The following is a 19,865-nucleotide window of genomic DNA, read 5'->3' as shown; positions in this document are numbered from 1 at the left end:
TGATGAAATGAGTCAGTTCAATAAGAGGACATGGTAATGAAATATCGACATATTCTGGTCGCGCTGGAACTTTCTGAAGAGAGCAATGTGTTGATTGAAAGAGCGGTATTTATGGCTAAGCAGCATGACGCGGAGATTTCGCTGATTCACATTGATGGCACCCATGGAGAAATCTATCCAGAGCTGGTCGACATTCACGCTGACGCCAGCGTCAGACCACTCAACGAACACTCGATGGAATGGTTGCGCGCATTCCAAGCCAAGCTAGATTTTCCTGTGAAGCATTTTTTAGTCGGGACTGGCGATCTGGGCGATAAGCTCAATGACACCATTACAGAAAACCGTGTCGACTTGCTGATATGTGGCCACCATCAGGACTTCTGGAGTAAGATCATTTCTTATTCAAGACACCTGATCAACAAATCTCCGGTCGACATTCTGGTTGTGCCAATTCCGAACTAATCCAGCGAGTTAAAAATCAAAAAAGCCATCCTTAACGGATGGCTTCGTCATATTATGTGCGGCTACACTAGCGCCTGCTCGGTCTCGATATCAAAAAGGTGGCACTCAGAGACATTAAAATTCAATAACGCCTCTTCACCATTAAACACCATGCGATCTGCATCAAACGGCACACGAGCAATCAATTTGTCATTACCGAGTTGGAAATAGAGGTACAGCTCATTCCCCATCGATTCCACGACATTGATAGGATGACGTTGAATATTGACCTCTGAAAGTAGCGCATCATGGTTCGCCAGTTGAATATGCTCTGGGCGAATACCAAACCACACCCACTGGCCGATTTTCTGCCTTGCTAAGTCTTGCTTACTTTCTGGCAACGTCCATCGGTTACCGCTCTCTTCTATGGCATTCATTACACCATCAATCTCATCAATACGTGCTTTAATGATGTTCATCGCCGGAGAGCCAATAAAACCTGCCACAAATTTGTTGGCTGGATAGCGGTACAAGTTCATTGGGGTATCCACTTGCATGATTTCCCCCTGATTGAGCACACAAATGCGATCTCCAAGCGTCATGGCTTCCACCTGATCGTGGGTCACATAAATCATGGTTGCATTCTGCCCTTCCGCTTTGAGATCAGAGTGCAGCTGAGCAATGCTTACTCGGGTAGACACTCGCAATTTAGCATCAAGGTTCGACAACGGCTCATCAAACAAAAACACATCTGGCTTGCGCACCATGGCGCGACCAAGTGCAACACGCTGTCTTTGACCACCTGACATTTCACCGGGTTTATTTTGCAGTAAATGCTCAATCTCTAACGTTTTTGCCGCCTCAGAAATACGCAGTTCAATTTCTGACTTTGCCAGTTTTTGCTGTTTAAGCCCGAATGCCATGTTTTCATACACCGACATATGTGGGTATAGCGCATAGTTCTGAAACACCATTGAGATACCACGATCTTTCGGCGGTAAATCGTTGACTCGTTTGTCACCGATATAGACATCACCGTGAGAAATCTCTTCTAGGCCAGCGATCATTCTTAAGGTCGTCGACTTAGCACAGCCAGACGGCCCAACAAACACCATAAACTCGCCTTCGCGAATGTTCAGGTCAACACCATGAACCGCTTTGAATCCATTGGGGTAGGTTTTTTCCACCCCTTTAAGCGTGACTTCCGCCATAGCTTATCCTTAAATCAACTCGTTAAATGCGTGTGGGTCAAAATGGGCTACCGATGGAATCACCAGATCTGCAACAGGCGTCAGTTCGCTTTCCAATGCGGTTCCAGTTAGAACACCGATTTTCTTCGCGCCCGCATTGGTGCCAAATTCCATATCTGACACCGTATCGCCAAACATGATCACTTCGTGTGGCTCAACACCGCATTGCTGACAAAAAGCATTCAGCAGTGCAGGGGCTGGCTTTGGTTCGATGTCACCATCCGAGTAACCGACATAATCAAACATCTCGCTCAAACCAGATTGCTGTAAAGTGTAGAGTGTAGAGTCCTTGGTATCCGCGGTAGCAATGCCAAGAATCATGCCCTGCTGCTTAAGTGAATCCAGTTTTTCTGTTACCCCTGGCAGTGCTTCAACCCATTCGGGATGATTAGCGACATGATGGTTAAACGCCTCTTTGGTCACACGCGTAAACATTTCCAGAGAAACGACTGGGCGTAGGATCTCGAACCAAGCTTTGGCCGTGTCTTCCACCGGATTGGACGCCAACAGACCATGGTTATCGACTGAGTCGCCCTCTACGCCGATGGCTAAGAGTAACTCCGCAACTGTGACGTTTTGATGACCCTGGTTTGTGTCACTGAAATCCTTTACGGTCTGGCACGCACTGCGTGAAGCGTTGAGCCACATATTGTGGAATTCCAGCAGAGTGCCATCTTTATCAAACAATAGTGCTTTAAACTTCATCACTATTAAATCGCTCCATAAGTTCACCCCAGGTTTTGACCAGAGGCGTAGTAAAAATGGGTTGGTCGCCGTCATAAACGGCGTTAATACAGCCTTCAAATTCATCATTCTCGGCGCGGCGGATATCGATGCGGCACCAAGAGTAGCCTGCTTCTACAAACAGCATTTGTTCACTGTTGTGCAGCGTGACTTTGGCAACAACAACGCCATCGACAATGCATTCGGCGTAATAAGTATGCTCATCATCGTCCACAGCCAATTGGTAGCACAGTGCCTGCCCTTTAGAATCGCAGCCGGGTAATAACTCGTTACCGTTGATGGCAAAAGATAAGCCGCAGCGACGCTCTAAATAGACATGCCCGTTCCGAAGCCCAGCGAGAATGCCTTCACCACACAGTCCATGACTAAACACAAAGGTCGACGGGTCACCGTAGAGTGAAGGTTCCGTCGCTTTCGGATTGCGCTCATGAGGCTCTAGGTGGGAATCACTGCCGCCAATGGCGCTGATTCTATGGCCGCAATTCCACATTTCGTTCAATACGTTAAGCGCTGAGTTTGTCGCTTTAGGTGATGTTGACCAAGTCGGATCGCAACACACCTCAAACGTCGACACTTTGTCGAGTTCGAGCGGTGCATAATGCCAATGCCATGGCTTCATCATCGGGTGGTTAACACTAATAGAGCTATGAGAAGCGTTGGCCAATGCCAGTCCTGTTTCCATAACACTTTGGCTGCTATGCTCAACATGGCGCAAATCCAGCGCAGATTGTGGACCATGAACATTGAAGTGCCCAAGGTCTGTAGTCACTTCAAGGGCAGGCATAAACAGGCATTGCTCAGACAAAGGTAATCTTGGCTGGCAGATGTTGTGTTCAGTAAGGAAGAAGAAATCTAAGCCCTGCGCTTCGACTATCTGCTTGGCTGCCGCAAGGGTGTTGTGTCCATCAGATAACTGAGTATGTGCATGCAGATCACCTCGATACCAACGAGACTCTGAGCTCAATAACTGTCTGTAATCAAAAGAAATCTGATGATCCAACCCTACAGTTGCGACACTGTCTACCGCCAGAGTATCAACCGGTTGATCAAACGCGATACTCACCTGATACTGCATCGCCCGCTCGGAACGAAACTCACCTTCAAGGTTGTATAGCTCCAGAGACCATTTTCCAGCGGCCAAATCACCATCAATCGCGCCAAAACCTGACTGCTCTGCACAGATATTCAGCGACTTATGCGCTTTTTCAAACAATACCTTTCCGCGAAAATGACCATGACTATCGTACGCCGCTGCGTATAAGAACCCTTTGGTCACGGTCGTGCCCGTAATTTGAACGGCCTCAGCACCGTGCGGAACCATAAACGACAACGACACTCTGCCGAAGGTCAGTTCACCTTGAAATTCTGTCATCGGTTTCACCAATTAAACCCACTGTAGGATGGCGGAGCCTACCTAGGCAGGCTCCTTATCAAGATTAAGAACGGTTGGCTCTGTCCAGTGCACGCTGCGCTTTCTTCGCCGCTTGTTTCAGCGCTTTCTCAGCAGGTACGTTCTGAATTTGAATCTGATCGGCAGCCACTTTCAGGGCATCCATGATCTTGCCATTCGTTGGGTCTAGGAAATCCTGGCTGGCGAAGCTTGCCTGCTTTAACGGAATCAGCGCTTGTGGGTTGTCCTTGGTGAACGCCTGATACTCAGGCACGCTTTCTACACTCATACGTACAGGGATGTAACCTGTGAACATAGACCAGTTCGCGGTGTTCTTAGCGTTGGTATAAAACTCCATAAACTCAAACGCACCTTGTGCTGCCTTGTCGTCGGTCCCTTTAGGCATCACGTAGACAAGAGCACCAGCTTGAGGTGCGGATGGGTGAGAACCCCAACCAGGCTGCGTGGTTGCAGCAAGTTTAGTGAAATCGAGATCGCCCTGATCACCCGATGAGCCTGTGTAACCAAGGGCGTTGTCTTTCATGACATCATCAATGGTCTTGTACCAGTACTCCCAGCCCTGACCACCGTGGTGAATACGCATGATTTGGTCTTCGTGAATCCATTTACGGAAGCTGTCCCACACTTCAACCCATTGCTTTGAGTCAATCAGTACTGTTTTGCCATCATCGCTGATCACCTTAGCGCCATTAGAGAAAGCGGCGTCGATCATATTGTCCTGACCCCACATCGGTTCCCAGCCATAAAAAGTCGTGTTGCCTTTCGCATCTCGCTGAGTCACTTTCTCAGCAACTTTAGCCACCCCCTGCCAGGTACTCAGGTCTTTCTCTGTAAAGCCATTGTCTGCCAACACTTTCTTGTTGTAGTAAAACACCTGAGTCGTACCATAAGCTGGTAAGCCAATCACTGTTCCATCTTCAGCCGTCACCTGCTCTTTAAACGCCCCGACAAAATCCGAGAAGTTGAACTCTGCGTCCATATACGGTTTAAGATCACGACTCAAGCCGCGCTCATACATCGCCTCAGCTCGGACCGAGTCAAGCAGAACCACTTCCGGAGCGGTTTTTGAAGCCAAACCGGCCTGCAGTTTCTGATACGTTTCGGTGTAGTTTCCTTGCAATGCTGGCTTGATGACATATTCATCTTGGCTGGCATTAAACTCTTCAATAAGCTGAGTCATCAGCTTCTGAGGTTTTGTACCGCCGGAATACCAGAAATTCACTTCCGTTTTTGCCAGAACGCTACCCGAGACCATTGAAGCGCTCGCTGCGCCAGCACACACCAGTGCGAGAGTTTTTAGTTTCATTTCCATTTACTCTTTTACGCCGTTATCGGCGATACCTGAAAGAATCGTCTTTTGACACAAGACGAATAGAATCAACAAAGGCAATACAGCAATCGTGCTGGCTGCCATAATTTGCGACCAGTTAAGACCGTAATTACCTTCGGCGATGAAGTAGTGGCGAATCCCGGTTGCAATCAGATTCAGCTCTTGCGAGGTGATCACCAGACTCGGCCACATGTAGCTGTTGTAGTTCGTGATAAAGGTAATCAGGAACAAGGTTGCGACTGCTGCTCGGCATTGAGGCAGCAAAATCGCCCATAAAATTTTTAGCTCACCCGCACCATCGATGCGCGCCGCTTCGATCAGTGACGGATGGATTTTGATGAAGACCTGACGCAGGTAGAAAACGCCAAAAATCGACGCGGCATTGGACACCACCAGCCCCATATGTGAGTCAAGCAGCCCCAGCTTCGCCAGCGTGATGTAAGATGGAATGTAAGTCACCGCCCCCGGCAACATGTAACAGCCCATCACAACAAAATAGAGCATCGTCTTTGAGCGGAATTTCAGCTGAGTCAAGGCATAAGCGAACATCGCAGAATTGATGATCACTAGCAAAGTCGTAAAAAGCGCCACACTGAAGCTGTTGAAAATGTACAGCCCAAATGGTGCACTATGGAACGTCTCAATAAAGGTCTCCCAGCGAAATTGCTCCGGAATCAAATTCAGTGGGCTGGCAAAAATCTCATCGTTCGATTTCAGAGAACCAGACAACATCCAGAGAAAAGGGAACACCATTAACGTGCCGCATACACCGAGAAACAGGTGCTTACCTATAGAAGTCAGTGTTTGTATTTCCAGTCGCTTACTGGCCTTTTCCTGAACAGCCGGTATTGACTTATCAGCAGCCACCGCCTGAAGCGGCTCATTTATCTGGCGTAATCGTGGCGCGCTATCCATAACTTGTGTCGTCATAATCCTATCCTCAGTAGTAAACCCAGCGTTTACCAATGTAGGTATTTGCCAGTGCCAGTAGTCCAGTGATCAGGAAAATCACCAATGATGTCGCCGCCGCCGGCCCCATTTCATAACGCTCAAAAGCTTGCTGATAGAAGAGATAAAGTAGTGTACGAGTCTCACCACCAGGCCCACCTTGTGTCAGGATCTGGAACTGGTCAAACGCCTGGACCGCATTGATGATGTTAACCACCAACAAGAAAAAAGTGGTCGGTGACACTAGCGGTAACGTGATTTTGAAAAAGCGAGTCAGACTGCTGCAACCGTCAATCAGTGACGCTTCATAGAGAGAACTAGGGATTTTGTTGAGCGCACTGATGTAAAACAGCATGGTCCAACCGATGGCCTGCCAGATAGTGACAATAATCACCGCGACCATGGCCGTATCACCCTGCTCCAACCACGCAATCTTGTCGAAACCCATCGACATCAGAATTTGATTCGCCAGGCCAGATTTGGACTCAAACACCCAAGACCAGACAATCGACACCGCAACCGTTGGTGTAATCCAGGGTGAGAAGATCACTGCACGATAAAACTGGCTGCCCGCAAAGTTTTTATGCAGCAGTAAAGCAAAGATCAGCCCCAGCACCACAGTCGGAATAACCACACCAAGAGAAAACCAAAATGTGTTGAGTAACGCCTGAGTGAACTCAAAATCCTCGACCATATACTGATAGTTTTCCAAGCCGATGAAATCGTATTCAGGCGAGATATAATCCCAATCTGTAAAGCTGATATAAATGGAGTAGCCGAACGGCACTAACCAAAAAGCCACCAGTGGAATCAGCAGTGGTGCAGTAAACAACAGCACTTTGAGGTGGTTCGATATTTGTTGTGAGATGGTACTCATGGTTTGACCTTAGTACTTCCGTGATATGTCAATAAACTAAGTGCGCTATATGACAAGCCTGTTGGAGTGCCCCTCATTTTTTTATGGGCACTCATAAGAAAATCTTTAAGCCAAGCCATCATCTTTGATCTGATGGTGCAGCCAGTCACAAAAGAAATTGACCTTGGCATTACGACTGTTTTTGGTGATCAGATAATGTCCCGATTCCGCTGGCATAGAGGCATCCACCGCCAATACCAGCTCTCCACTCTTTAACAGTTCCGACACCGCCAGCGACCTTACCAACAACACGCCAACACCATGTTTGACCGCTTCCAAAGCATGCAGAGAGTTACTGATTTCGAGTTGAACCTTAGGCAGCACTGCATCGAACTGATTGTGACTTAGCCACTGAAGCCAGTTCTCCTGATACCCCTTTACTTGCACGGCAGGAAGCTGTGAAAAATCACGCTCATCAAGCTGAGTTTGATAACCACGTTTGAACTCAGGACTGCATACCAGCTGCCAGTGTTCCTGAAAGAGTCGCTCAGCACTGGTGTCTTCACTTTCCACTTTGCCATTGGTCAATTCGATATCAACGTTCTGACAAGGTGTAGTTGAAGGCCAGTCGACCAACTGAACATCAAGGCGAATGAAGGGGTATTTGTTGTAAAAATGCGGTAAGCGCGGCAGGAGCCAGTTATGGCAAAGGGTGTGGTTCACCCTGAGGCTCAGTACGTCAGTTTCCTTTTCACCGAACAACAGTTGAGTCTGAAGTTTAAGGTGAGCCAGGGAGCCAGAAACAATCGGTTGGTACTGCTGAGCAGACGACGTCAACCTGACGCCTTTTTGCGTTCGCTCAAACAGCGTCGTATCAAGAAACGCTTCCAGACTTTTCAACTGTTGACTTACAGCGGCCTGCGTAACACACAATTCCCGAGCCGCGGCTCCAATCGAGCCAAGCCGGGCAACCGCTTCAAAAGCGACCAGAGCACGTAAAGGAGGTAGCATGGCGTTCACCTGATTGAAATAAAACTGAAAACTACTTCAATCAGGTTGCAGATTTTCGACGCGAAGATGACAGATTAATGACTAACGGAGGTGGAGAACAGATTTATGATCACCGTCCCACACAGGATAAAGCTGATACCAACCAAAGCATACACATCCAACTTTTGTCCGTAGACCAGCCAGGAAAGAGCAGCGACAAGAACAATGCCTGCGCCACACCAGATCGCATAAGCCACGCCTAACGCCATGCTCTGTACTGTCAACGAAAGTAGATAAAACGCTACTCCATAACCCACTAACACGCCTAATGTAGGATACAACGCCGTAAACTGCTGCGTTTTTGGCAACCAAGAGGTGGCGAAGACTTCAAGGACAATAGCGATAATCAGGGTCACCGCAGGTGGTAAGGACAACAACATATTTAACCCGCATTTATAGTGTAAATCGGGCAGGCTAATGAGCTTGCATGTCACTATTGTGTCGATACCTAATAGAAAACCTAAGCAAAGTGCCTAGGTTTTCTGAAGTGAATCATCGCTATGAACTAGTGGTTCAGAGCGGCGATGTTTTAAGCCGCTATTTTGTACGGTAGCTTGGTTAACAAGGTGAAAATGGAAGGCACAAAATAGAACGATAGCAGAGTCGTCAGTGCCGTCCCCCCAGCGATCGCCACCGCAAACGGCGGCCAGAAACCACCACCAGCGAGAATTAAAGGCAAGAAGCCACCAATAGTCGTAATCGTGGTCGACGTAATGTGGCGAGTACAGCTCATGACGGCGGCCAAAATCGCCTCTGAATCGCCATTGAGCGCATCGGTATCCGCCCTCAATTCTGCAAGGATCACGATAGCCGCGTTAATCGCAAGACCTATCACCCCCAGCAGCGCAATGATGACGGTAAAGCCAAACGGATAACTGAACAACCATACGGAAAGAATGCCCAACCCTGCAGCCAGCCCAGCGACGAGAAATATCACCGCACTCAGCCTGAATGAATTGAATGACAACACCACAACCAGCACCATGAGAATCATCACCAGAGAGACATTACCAATCAGGCTGTTAACCGACTCGTCGCGTTCAGCGGCCTCGCCTCCAAACTCCACTCGGTATCCAGCGGGAAACGAGTAACCTTCCAGTGCTTTCTTGAATTCGTTAAGCACAGTTTGGGGTAACACTCCCGCTTCGATATACCCTTCGATGGTGTTAACGCGAACACCATTACGACGAGTAATATTGCCTCGACTTGGTGTCAGCTCCAAAGAGGATAAGTTAAGTACGGTAGTACCCAGTTCCGCGTCACTTTGCATTAGTGGAAAACGGAGATTGTTTAAATCACTGTAGCTTTCGCGTTGCTCGTCCTTAACCCGAACACGGACGGGAACAGATTCTGTCCCTTCAATCACGCTGCCACTTTCTCTGCCGACGAGTGTTGACTGAAGTAAGCCCGCAAATTGATTTAGGCTCACCCCATTCATCTGTATCGCCTGCTCATCCACCGTCACACTATACTGAGGCACGCCGGACGTCAGGCTCTCACGTGTATGGGTCACATGGGACACTTGAGAAAGGATCAGGCGAATATCTTCACCAATCGATTTCAGTTGTTCTAGATTGTTGCCATACACTCGCAGCTCCACAGGGGCATTAAACGGTGGGCCTTGTTCTAGCTTTCTGACCAGCACCTGCGCTTGTGGCACTTTCTTATCCAGTAACGTCTGAAGCTTGGGTATTAAGGCGTTTGCGGTCTGAAAATCGACGGTTTTCACCATTGCCTGAGCAAAGTATGGCGCTTTTTGTTGATTGCCGACCAGATTGTAATAAAAAGAAGGGAAAGAAGCCCCGACAACCCAATGGACCTGCTCAACGCCTTGTTCAGCAGTGATTAAATCCTGAATAATCTCCGTGGTCGCTTCCGTTGCGTAAATACTCGATTGTGGAGGAAGAAATACCTGCACTTCAAACATGTCACGGTCAGAGGTCGGGAAAAACTGCTCGGTAAGCTGAGACGTGCTCCAGAACCCGAATAGCGGCAGCACCAGTGAGAGCCCTACCGCGAGGAAAGGGTGGCGAATCGACCAAGCGACGGAGGCAGAGAACCCTCGGCTGAGGGCCGGAATCGTTACACCAGTCTGATACCAGTGGTGGCCTTCCTGCTGACGAGGCAAAAAGACACTCGACAACGCCGCGATGATCGAATGGGAAATGATGTAAGAGCCAATCAGAGAAAACGACACCGTCAGAGCAATAGCCCCCACAAACTCTCCCGTAGCTCCCGGCATCAAAAAGATTGGCGCAAAGGCTAACACCGTGGTCAGCGTTGACCCAAGCAGTGGCACCCATAAGTGTTGAATCGCCTTCATGGCCGATTCCAACTTCGCCATGCCTTTCAATCGATAGCTTTGGATGGTATCGACCATCACGACTGCATTATCGACCATGATGCCCAATGCAACGATAAACCCCGTCACCGACATCTGGTTGATAGGAATACCGAGGAACTTCATGAAAGTGGTCGTCATCAGCATAGTCAGAGGCAATGCCAAAGCGATGATAACCGCCGCTCGAATACCCAATGTAAACAGCAGAACGGCCAATACCAACGCTAAACCAATCATTAAGCTTTCGCTGAGCTCAAACAGACGGTTTTCCGTGTAGCCCTGTTGGCTGAACAGCACATCGGCGCGAATTTCTTTTGGTAGCTCTTGCTCGAACTGCGCTAGCACCTTCATGGCGGCTGGTGTCCATTTATCGACACGCAAATTGGATTGCATGCGCGCCGCAACGATCACCCCTGGCTGACCATCCAGCAACGCCATTTCATCAAACGGGGCTTTGGCCGAGCGCCTGACTTGTGCAATATCGCTAATTTGAACCGTATGCCCGTTTTCATCTACTGCAACGGGCACGTTACGGATTCTTTCCAGTGAGTCCAGATTGGACGTCAGCTCAAGACCATAGCGGGTATCCTGAGTATTCAGTTCTCCTGCGGAATTTTTTGCATCGGCGCCTTCAAGCACACTGGCAAGTTGCTGGGCAGAGACACCAAGCGACACCGCATCACTGACATTGAGGTTAACCACGATTTCCTCATCAGGGAGACCGTATTCATCCACAAATTCGGTACCTGACATGGTTCTAAGACGCGTTCCCAGCTCTTTGGCATAACGTCCCATCGTGAGCAAATCAGGCTCACCAACGCCTTGCCATTTTAGACCTATGATAGTGGTAAATGCGTAGGTGCGATCACTGTCTAATTCAGGCGGCAAAGCTTCCGCGGGCAGTTCCGGTTCTACATCAGACAACTTGTCGCGCACTTTAGACCAGATCGGATCGGAGTCTGTTATCGATTCATTCAGCTCAACGCCTATCACTGCAATCCCCATGCGTGACGTCGACGTAATGAGATTAATTTCATCGATCTGCCTGAGCTTATTCTCGATGACTTCTGTCACCAGTGATTCCACCCGAGTCGCACTCGCACCGGGATAAACCGCTGTGATGGTCGCGTTGCGATTAGCAATAATCGGGTCTTCGGCTCTGGGCAAAGTCTGAAACGCAGATAGGCCACTGACAATAAGAAACGCCACAGCAAGAATCATCAAACGGGTATTGGAAAGGATACTTTGATACTTCATGGCGACACTCACTCAGCAGTTTGCACTGGTTGGCCGGGGACCACTTTATGCAGCCCGGAAGTCACGACTTCGTCACCACCGCTAAGGCTACCTTGTACATACACTGAATCGTTGCTGGCAAACAGCACATTCACCACTCTTCGCTCGATAATTTTCTGCCCCTGTTCTGAACCCAAGGTATACACATTCCATGTACCGCGAACCCCATCGGTCAGTGCGGTGGCAGGAATCCAGAATCCACTATCGGTGTACGATTTTTCAAAGGTCAGATAAGCCAATTCACCATCTAAAACAGCCCCGCTGTCCTGAAGAAGAAAACGCAACCCGACACTGCGAGAATTACTGTCAACGTTCGAAGGATGAGAAAGTAAGGTGGCCGCATAGGGCTTATCATTGACGGTTATGCTGACATTTTTGAGCTGAGAGAATTTCTTGATGTCTTTACGATTAATGCCAATCAGCGCTTCTTTGTTGTCGGATGACAGTAAAGATAGGGTTGCAGTGCCTGTGGATACCACATCACCTATCGATACAAAACGTTTACTCACCACTCCCGCATAAGGCGCTTTTAGTATCGACTTTTCTAGTTTGAGTGAATTGGCTTCAAGTGCAGATTTTACTCGCAGTGCGTTAGCGGCAAGGCTCTCTTTTTCACTGGTGAGCGCATCAATTTCAGACTCTGAACTGAAACCTTTTTTTTGCAGCGAATACTGACGTTTAAGGTTACTGTCGGTCAATTTGGCCTGAGAACGAATCTCCTCCAGTTGTGCCAACAACTCATTTCTCTCAGCATCAAGTAATTGAGTGTCCAGAGTCACTAGGGTGTCACCTTGCTTGACTTGATCACCCACATCCACACTGATACTGAGCACTTTCCCTGCCAGCTCAAAACCAAGGTTTGCTCGCTGCGCTGCCTGAACAACGCCGACGTATTCTCTCGGGACAACGTATCCATCACTTTTCTCAATGTTTTTTGAGTCTACGGTGATGAGGTTTATTGGTTTAGGTTCTTCACCCACGGATTCAGAGCACCCAGAAACCAGCAATAGAGTTGTCATTACCAGCGCTGTCGCCATTTTATTCTGATACAGCATAAGTCAGCCTCGTTAACCAAAAATCAACAATCAAACTAGACGGTCTAGTTTGATCACATATTAAACAGCAACAAAACTAGACTGTCCAGTTTGATATTGATATGTTTGGCTCGTGTCCTGCAAATTGCGAAAGATCGATGACAAGTGCCAGTGAATTAAAACGCCAAAGAATTCTCCAAGCGGCCACTGAATTATTCGGTGTCCACGGCTACGGTGCCAGTATGGATAGTATTTCGAAGCTCGCAGATGTTTCGAAACAAACCATCTACTCGCATTTCAAAACCAAGGACTTGTTGTTTGAAACATGCATGAGAAACAAATGCTTGGAGTATCAAGCGAACGAAGCAGTGCTTGATCTCAGCCTGCCAATTGAAGAGGCTTTGGTGAAATTTGGGATGGGTTTTCACCAAACTCTGCTGAACCCAGGCGCCCAACAAACGTATCGAAATGCGGTCAGCAACATCGATACTCACCCTGAGTTTACCGCCACCTATTTAGAGTACGGCCCGATTCAAACAACCAAAATGCTTGAGCAATATCTGGATAAGAAAGTTGAAGACGGCACCATTCAACTTGATGTCTCCAGTCATCAAAGCGCCATTCAGTTACTGCTGATGTTTCATGGCAAGGCGGTCTACTGGCGCTATCTCGGTGAGAACATCGAAGAATCTCACGAACAAAAGCATCAATACATCAAGAGTTGTGTCAACCTGTTCTTGAGCCACACGCTAAAGTAACCTCTTTCCGAACTTGGGCTCAGAACGCTTCTGACGCCCAAAATTTATCTCTCCTTTTCTCAATAGGTTAAGCCATCTCTCCATGGCAATGGTTCATTTGGTGTTGATCTTATTTATGAACCCGCCTATGTTTATGACCTATCACACCAAATGAACCAAAACATTTTTATGGCGACGTACCTTTACTCTCGATTTTCTCCAAAAAACCAAGCCTACTCTCAGCAACTTGAGCAATTGCAGAGCTGCGCTCCTGAAGCAAAACACTTTCAGGACAAAGTGCGTGGATACGTTCCAGCGATGGAGCGTCCTGAATTCGTAAAGCTTTTAGACACGCTAAAAACTGGCGATACCGTGGTGATTTGGTGGCTAAGTGCATTTGGCCATGATTTTAGTCAGGCACTTGGCGTGGTGGAACGACTTCAAAGCCAAGGCGTCAATTTACAAACCGTATGTGAGCCATTGCGACTCGAACCCAACACAATACAAAGCCAAACTCTACTCGCCCTACTGTCGGGCTACGGGCAAGTGCAAACTCAGCATCGCTTATTCGCGGCAGAGATGGGACGTAAGCAGCTCAAAGATAACCCTGAACTGTGGAAACAGAAATTCCGTGGCCGCCCAGCCGATAAACAGAAACATCGCCAGATTGCCGAGCTTTTGATGCAAGGTAAAACACTGCATAGCGTGGCTGAACAATGCGATGTCAGCCTATCGACAGTTAAAAGAGTCAAAGCCAAGCTCCAGCAAGATGATGATGAGGGCTGCCTCAAACGCCGAGCAAAAGGTCCGTCTGCGTATGGGGAAAATGATGAGTAATGCTATCCAGCCAAGAGCCATTCTGCTCGCCTGCTTAATCATCAGTATTGGCCAGTTAAGCATGGGGCTGGTGTTTCCTTCACTACCGTGGATAGCTCGTGACTTTAGCATCTCACTCGATCAGGCTCAGTTATTAGTCAGTGTGTACTTACTTGGCTTTGGGCCTCCACAGTTTCTATACGGTCCTATTTCCGATTCGCTAGGACGCAAAAAGGTATTGCTAGCAGGTTTATTGATTGCACTGACAGGCTTAGTGCTGATTATCTCCTTCAGCGACTCATTTACCGGCATGGTGCTTGGACGATTACTGCAAGGCTTAGGAACGGGTTGTTGCGCGGTATTGGCCCGAGCCTCAACCAGAGATCGCTACAGTGGTGCCCAACTGCCTGTCGCCCTTTCTTACATCGCTATGGCGGCGTCAATCACACCTTTGATAGCACCAGTATTGGGCGGCTTTATCAACTTCCACTTCGGCTGGAGTATGGTGTTTGTCTCATTGCTGGGTTACGTGGCGATCGCATGGGCGATCATTGCGATTCGTTTTGATGAAACGTTAAGTCAAACCAAGCCTCTACCCTCACCGGCCAATATGCTGAAGCAATATCGCGAATTAGTCACCTCTCGGTACTTCATCAGCTTCGCCAGTATCGGCTGGCTAAACTTCAGCCTGATGATCACCACCGTCTCAGTGATGCCGTTTATCATGCAAGATCAGATTGGAATGACATCAGATGAATACGCCATGTGGGCGCTCATTCCGGCATTGGGCATGCTGACAGGTACCAGTATCTGCAATCGAGTAAGACCGATAATTGGCAGTAAGAAAATGCTGCTGTGCACACCTGTGTTGCACCTTGCTTCTGCGCTATGGTTTTTCTTCTGTCCGCTTGAGCCACTCTATCTGATGTTTGGTCAGCTATTGATGATTTTAGGTAACGGGATCGCCCTACCCTGTGCTCAGGCAATGGTGATGCAACCCTACAAGAAACAAGCGGGCGCGGCGGCAGCCATGTCTGGTGGCGGGCAAATGATCATCTCATCTATCGTCAGCATGGCGCTGGTCACACTGGGTTTGAATCAAGCATGGCACTTGAGCTTTGTGATTCTCGCATTCGCCGCCATTACACTGGGTAACATTGTACGCGGGTTCAGTACTCATGAGGCCTTGGTGCAGAAAGAACGTCAACCTGTATGATTTTCCAGTATTTACACGGTTGGGTTTCGGTCAAAAGAAGCGTGTATGTGAATCTTTTTGTAACCCAATGAAATAGCGCCTTCTGCTTGCAGCTTGTTCAACTGCAACCCGACCGCTTCTTTAGTCACGCCCAGTAAACAAGCCAGATCCATTTGGCTCATTGCTAAAGTGTCGGTATTTTGCCAACGACTTAGCTGAGCCAACATGGCTTTCGTCCTCTCCAACAATGGCTGGAACACGATATCTTCCAGCCTTCGGTTGTAATGGACCACATACTGAGCCAACTGGTGACTGATGCAGTGCCACAGCTGAGGATTTTGGTCAGCCACGGCCATAAAATCGGCTAATGAGAACTGAATTAACTCGGTTTCGACTAAAGCAATCGCATCATTAGGTCTTCTACCACCGCCAAAACAACCGATCACACCAAACCATTCGCCCTGGCTGAGATCCTTAATAATGAACTCTTTGCCAGATTCACTAAATTTGGTGATTCTCACCGTCCCGCGGCTAACGAAAAACAGATGCTTGGCCTCATCACCTGCGTAATGAATATACTGTTTTTCGGCGTAAAGAACTTTGCTTTGAGTGACTTCTAGCTTGGCGCGCAGTGCAGGTTCTAACTGCTCAAAACTCGATCCCAACAGTTCACTTTGCCCTTCTGTCTGATTCTTTTCCATAAAAACAATCCAAATTGTAGAGTCGTCTCTACACCGATGGGTATAAATACCTCTCCAACGAGTTCAATCTAGGAGAGCCCATGTTAAACAAGTTCACCACGACACTTGCCAGCCTATTTCTTGGAATCTCATCCGTTCACGCTGCGGAGATACCAAGCAAATTCTACCTGCCAACCAATGTTGCAGAACAAATTGCCAAAGAAGCCATCGCTGAGTGCAATGCTGTTAACGTTCCGATTTCGGTTTCCGTTGTCAATGACCAAGGTCGATTGCTCTATTTTTATCGTGGCGAAGGCACTGGTAGCAACACCGTTCACACCAGCTTTCGTAAAGCCTATACTTCCGCCACCCTTAAGGCGCCAACTTCAGCGTTAACCGGCGCAGTTGAAGCAAAAGGGTTTAGCCAGTTGGGTAAGATGGAAGACGATATTCTTATCCTAACGGGTGGGCTACCCATTATGTATAAAGGTACGGTCATCGGTGCCATTGGTTTATCCGGCGCGCCCAACCCTCTTATTGAAGAAGAGTGTGGCAACAAAGCCATTAGTAAAATCGCTCTCTGATTTTAACCACTCATGAGAATGAGTGGTTTCTTCCTCGTTTAACAGTATTGTATTCCTACCTTTATAAGTATCTCTCACCTAAATCTAAACATTTCTCTATAATTTTTTCATGTAAGAAACTGGCTACAATTTTTAATATATCTTGAACAACTTCAATTTTTTGTCGAGAGACCCATTTAATATCATTTTAAATATTAAAAACAACCTATTTACATAGATTTACTATGAACTTTCATTTATTTACGCCAATTTAAATATAATTATTTTGAATGTTAACAAAGGACGTGAATATGAAACGTATACTATTATCCTCTATGCTATTAATATCTTTTACTTCGGAATCTAAGGAGTATTTAACTTACATCAACCCTGAAATTAAAAGTGATTTACTTGAAGATGCAAATAGGCAAACTGCTCGATCTATTTTTGAAACTCGAGAAAACACCCATGGTGTAAGCAGCATGTATCTAAAGGAAATTATCTATAACAATGAAACCAGAGCTTTGCCTAGTTATATCATTGAAGCAGAAGATATTATTGAAGCAAAGGAGGTTGCAAATCAGACTTTTGATTTAGAAGGTAATTTATCTCGCCATATTAGCATAGTGCCACTAGGTAGTGGCTGGATAAATTCAGACAGTCTTGCTCTGCAAAGTTATAATATTCAGTTCACATGGAATAGTGATTCGTCTCCCGAAGTTGTAAATAATATTCTAGGTATAGATCTTCAACATGTCGTTTATTTAAGTAGAAAAGGCATTGTCACCGACTCATATATTGACTCCCAAACTTTTTATGTTGGTGCTGATCTTCCGGTATTTTCTCTTATTGTAAAATCTCAAGATATGGAATCAGCAGAGAATCTTGCTAAGAGTTTTGCAATGGTTGATCAAGGATACGCGAGTACAAATGTGAAGAAGATTGGTATTAGAAATTAACAAGTAAAGCCACTTCATAGCCATGAAGTGGCTTTATTTATTTCAGCTAAACTCTTCTAAGGCTCAGTTTTGACTTTGCAGCGCCTAAAATATGTGCGGCCAACAGAAGAAGAATGAAGTAACTCAATAACTGGTGACCTAAGCTTCCCACCTGCTGCATCCAAGCTATCTTCTCACCGCCATAAATCAGTGTGGTATCAAACAATTTCACTCCTCGACCAGATCCAACACTCATCAAAATACCAGATATCGGCATCAGCAGTGTTACCACCAGCAAAGAGATATGTACAACTCTAGCTGTGGCAATAGACATGCTTGTCTCTTCTCGCTTGGGCAAAGGAAAACCTTCGTTAGCACGCCATAATACTCGGAATATCGCGAGGGCGAACAGCACAACACCTAATGATTTATGATTGGCAATCAAACTCCATTTTTCATCGCTGGGTGGCAGATCAACCATAGTGTCGCCAATGTAATAGACGAAGATGAAAAGTGAGGCCACACCCCAGTGCAACACAAATGACTGTAATGAATACCTTTTGAACAACATACTCTTTCCTTGTTAACTCATAGCAGTAACAATTCATCGATTACCCGTGCATTATCCGCTGTGCGATCGACGAATCTATGTCAGCAAACAGAGTGATGCTGTGACTCGATAATCAAATTAAAAACAGACACTTACCTCTATCAGCCTTGAAAAAGAGTTTAAGTCTCTGACGAAATGTAGACTACAAACGAGATTGTATTTACAGGTAAAAGAGAAATGGGACGCGCCATGCGTCCTTGTGGTGTTAATCCGTGGTGAGTTGTTCTAGTGTGGAAATGGTACGAGTAGGCTCAATTCCCCAAGGATCAAACAATGCTTCCTCGCTGCGCTTAACCCACACAGACTGGATGCCCGATGACATTGCACCGAGAATATCAAACGGATTGCTCGATACCAGCCAGACATTAAAAGCCCCCGTACAATCAATCAGATACTGATACACATCTGGATTAGGTTTAAAAGTTTCGATATCTTCGCAGCTAATGACACCATCAAAAAACGCATGCAATTCCGCTCGGTCAAGCAGTGTATTGACGGCTTGAGTTTCGCCATTGGAGAAAGCAAAAAGTCGATGACCCGCAGCCTTAAGGCGCTTAAGTGCCTCGGCCACATCTCCAAAAGCGGGCAGGCTCAGATACCCTTCTAACAGTCGTGTTTTTTGTTCATCAGACAACTCAACGTTGTGGTAATCACAGCTGTAATCTAAAGCGTGTTGAGTACACACTGAAAACGGTTGATACGTTTTCATCAAGCCGCGACGAAAAGAGTATTCCAGCTGTTTGTCACGCCAAGTCTGGCTAAATGCTGATGCCTTATCTCCAATCCAGTCTTCTAGCAAAGCGATCAAACCATGGGTATTAATCAAAGTGCCATACACATCGAAGGCAAATGTCTTACTCACTACACGCTCCTTATAACAATGCTCACGTCTTAGTGAGCATTGATAACTATAGGTCACTGGCGGCAAACAATCTGATTTGTGCCACCCTGCAACTCGACTATTTTTTCCAGGCGTAAGCTTCAAACATGGCATCAACTGGCGTCTGAGCGATGCGATTAACGTAATTACTAATGACCTTCTGAGACAAGCCGAGAATCACTTCAAGTACATGCTTTTGGCCATAACCAGCGGCATAAAATGCCGATAGTTCTTGTTCAGATACATTTCCTCGACCTCGAACCACACTCAAAGTAAAGTCATGGAGCGCCTGAAGCTTCTCTGTTGGCATCGCTTGACCATTGCGCAACGCTTCAGTTAATGCAGGATCGACTTTCATTGAATGAGCAATGGCAGTATGGGCCGGCACACAGTAGTGGCATTCATGCTCAACGTTAATGGTCTGCCACACAACAGTCAGCTCTTCCTCATCAAATGAGGTACTAGTGAAAGATTGATGGAGCTGCGTGTAGCTCTGCAACAGTTCTGGCGATTCCGCCATAACAGAATAAAGCCCAGGAATGCGTCCCATGCGTTGCTGAGCACCTTCTAGAATCGCTTTACTAGCCTCTGGCGCACTTTCCACACTGTGTAATTTGAATTCACTCATAATGATGTCCTGCCATATTCACGTTAATTCAGAGAAGGAACACCCTCCTCGTATTTCGATGTTTACTATAGAACCACCTGAACGACTGTTCAAGTTTAATTTTGAACACTCGTTCAA

Annotated in this window: 20 protein-coding genes; 6 read left to right on the top strand and 14 right to left on the bottom strand. The window is 47.0% G+C overall.

Annotated elements, in window-relative coordinates; translation table 11 throughout:
* Nucleotides 1–36 precede the first annotated feature (36 nt).
* The gene (locus IX95_RS03870) at nt 37–462 is read left to right on the top strand and encodes a universal stress protein (protein WP_019277372.1); all 426 of its coding nucleotides are present in this window, start codon (nt 37–39) and stop codon (nt 460–462) included.
* A gap of 62 nt (nt 463–524) precedes the next feature.
* On the opposite strand, the gene IX95_RS03865 is transcribed toward IX95_RS03870, so the two are convergent.
* The 10 genes from IX95_RS03865 to IX95_RS03820 all read right to left on the bottom strand — a co-directional run bounded on the left by IX95_RS03865 (nt 525) and on the right by IX95_RS03820 (nt 12,722).
* Nucleotides 525–1,652 carry an ABC transporter ATP-binding protein gene (locus tag IX95_RS03865; RefSeq protein ID WP_038156995.1) on the bottom strand — a complete coding sequence of 376 codons (1,128 nt, stop codon included), beginning with the start codon at nt 1,650–1,652 and terminating at the stop codon, nt 525–527.
* Between the two features lie 9 nt (nt 1,653–1,661).
* Nucleotides 1,662–2,396: an HAD family hydrolase gene (locus IX95_RS03860; RefSeq protein WP_019277374.1), complete on the bottom strand. Its 735-nt coding sequence runs from the start codon at nt 2,394–2,396 to the stop codon at nt 1,662–1,664.
* A complete protein-coding gene (locus IX95_RS03855; RefSeq protein WP_038156992.1) occupies nt 2,386–3,807 on the bottom strand; it encodes a CehA/McbA family metallohydrolase in 1,422 nt (473 codons plus the stop codon). The genes IX95_RS03860 and IX95_RS03855 overlap by 11 nt, the downstream gene beginning before the upstream one ends.
* A 64-nt stretch (nt 3,808–3,871) precedes the next feature.
* Entirely contained in the window at nt 3,872–5,152 is a 1,281-nt protein-coding gene (locus IX95_RS03850; RefSeq protein ID WP_038157595.1) for an extracellular solute-binding protein, read from the bottom strand.
* A gap of 6 nt (nt 5,153–5,158) precedes the next feature.
* Nucleotides 5,159–6,106, bottom strand: a complete 948-nt coding sequence (locus IX95_RS03845; protein ID WP_038156989.1) for a carbohydrate ABC transporter permease — start codon at nt 6,104–6,106, stop codon at nt 5,159–5,161.
* Nucleotides 6,107–6,116: 10 nt separating this feature from the next.
* Entirely contained in the window at nt 6,117–7,001 is an 885-nt protein-coding gene (locus IX95_RS03840) for a carbohydrate ABC transporter permease (protein ID WP_006959955.1), read from the bottom strand.
* Between the two features lie 105 nt (nt 7,002–7,106).
* The gene (locus tag IX95_RS03835) at nt 7,107–7,991 is read right to left on the bottom strand and encodes a LysR substrate-binding domain-containing protein (protein WP_038156986.1); all 885 of its coding nucleotides are present in this window, start codon (nt 7,989–7,991) and stop codon (nt 7,107–7,109) included.
* 74 nt (nt 7,992–8,065) lie between these two features.
* A complete protein-coding gene (locus IX95_RS03830; protein WP_006959951.1) occupies nt 8,066–8,410 on the bottom strand; it encodes a DMT family transporter in 345 nt (114 codons plus the stop codon).
* A 149-nt stretch (nt 8,411–8,559) separates the two neighbouring features.
* Entirely contained in the window at nt 8,560–11,628 is a 3,069-nt protein-coding gene (locus tag IX95_RS03825) for an efflux RND transporter permease subunit (RefSeq protein WP_038156985.1), read from the bottom strand.
* A gap of 8 nt (nt 11,629–11,636) precedes the next feature.
* Complete coding sequence (locus IX95_RS03820) at nt 11,637–12,722, bottom strand: efflux RND transporter periplasmic adaptor subunit (RefSeq protein WP_038156983.1); 1,086 nt, start codon at nt 12,720–12,722, stop codon at nt 11,637–11,639.
* A gap of 137 nt (nt 12,723–12,859) precedes the next feature.
* On the opposite strand from IX95_RS03820, the gene IX95_RS03815 reads away from it, so the two are divergent.
* The 3 genes from IX95_RS03815 to IX95_RS03805 all read left to right on the top strand — a co-directional run bounded on the left by IX95_RS03815 (nt 12,860) and on the right by IX95_RS03805 (nt 15,470).
* A complete protein-coding gene (locus IX95_RS03815; protein ID WP_038156981.1) occupies nt 12,860–13,459 on the top strand; it encodes a TetR/AcrR family transcriptional regulator in 600 nt (199 codons plus the stop codon).
* Nucleotides 13,460–13,627: 168 nt separating this feature from the next.
* Nucleotides 13,628–14,275, top strand: a complete 648-nt coding sequence (locus IX95_RS03810; protein ID WP_171354536.1) for a recombinase family protein — start codon at nt 13,628–13,630, stop codon at nt 14,273–14,275.
* Entirely contained in the window at nt 14,268–15,470 is a 1,203-nt protein-coding gene (locus IX95_RS03805) for a multidrug effflux MFS transporter (protein ID WP_038156977.1), read from the top strand. The genes IX95_RS03810 and IX95_RS03805 overlap by 8 nt, the downstream gene beginning before the upstream one ends.
* Before the next feature lie 11 nt (nt 15,471–15,481).
* On the opposite strand, the gene IX95_RS03800 is transcribed toward IX95_RS03805, so the two are convergent.
* On the bottom strand, nt 15,482–16,150 hold the full coding sequence (locus IX95_RS03800; RefSeq protein ID WP_038156975.1) for a Crp/Fnr family transcriptional regulator: 669 nt from the start codon (nt 16,148–16,150) through the stop codon (nt 15,482–15,484).
* 80 nt (nt 16,151–16,230) lie between these two features.
* Here IX95_RS03800 and IX95_RS03795 point away from each other — a divergent pair, with 80 nt between their 5' ends.
* Nucleotides 16,231–16,713 (top strand): GlcG/HbpS family heme-binding protein, encoded by a 483-nt coding sequence (locus tag IX95_RS03795; RefSeq protein ID WP_038156973.1) that lies wholly within the window; start codon nt 16,231–16,233, stop codon nt 16,711–16,713.
* A 290-nt stretch (nt 16,714–17,003) separates the two neighbouring features.
* The gene (locus tag IX95_RS03790; RefSeq protein WP_038156972.1) at nt 17,004–17,651 is read left to right on the top strand and encodes a hypothetical protein; all 648 of its coding nucleotides are present in this window, start codon (nt 17,004–17,006) and stop codon (nt 17,649–17,651) included.
* A gap of 46 nt (nt 17,652–17,697) precedes the next feature.
* Here IX95_RS03790 and IX95_RS03785 read toward each other — a convergent pair whose 3' ends face one another.
* From IX95_RS03785 to IX95_RS03775, 3 genes are all read right to left on the bottom strand, one after another.
* Nucleotides 17,698–18,201: a cytochrome b gene (locus IX95_RS03785; RefSeq protein WP_038156970.1), complete on the bottom strand. Its 504-nt coding sequence runs from the start codon at nt 18,199–18,201 to the stop codon at nt 17,698–17,700.
* A 244-nt stretch (nt 18,202–18,445) separates the two neighbouring features.
* Nucleotides 18,446–19,102: a haloacid dehalogenase type II gene (locus IX95_RS03780; protein WP_006959938.1), complete on the bottom strand. Its 657-nt coding sequence runs from the start codon at nt 19,100–19,102 to the stop codon at nt 18,446–18,448.
* Between the two features lie 97 nt (nt 19,103–19,199).
* On the bottom strand, nt 19,200–19,748 hold the full coding sequence (locus IX95_RS03775) for a carboxymuconolactone decarboxylase family protein (protein ID WP_021457785.1): 549 nt from the start codon (nt 19,746–19,748) through the stop codon (nt 19,200–19,202).
* Between the last annotated feature and the right edge of the window lie 117 nt (nt 19,749–19,865).

This window comes from Vibrio sp. B183 (assembly GCF_000740665.1).
Lineage (GTDB): Bacteria > Pseudomonadota > Gammaproteobacteria > Enterobacterales > Vibrionaceae > Vibrio > Vibrio coralliilyticus.
The sequence above is the reverse complement of the archived record's forward strand: the minus strand, read 5'-3'. Positions and strand labels throughout refer to the sequence as shown.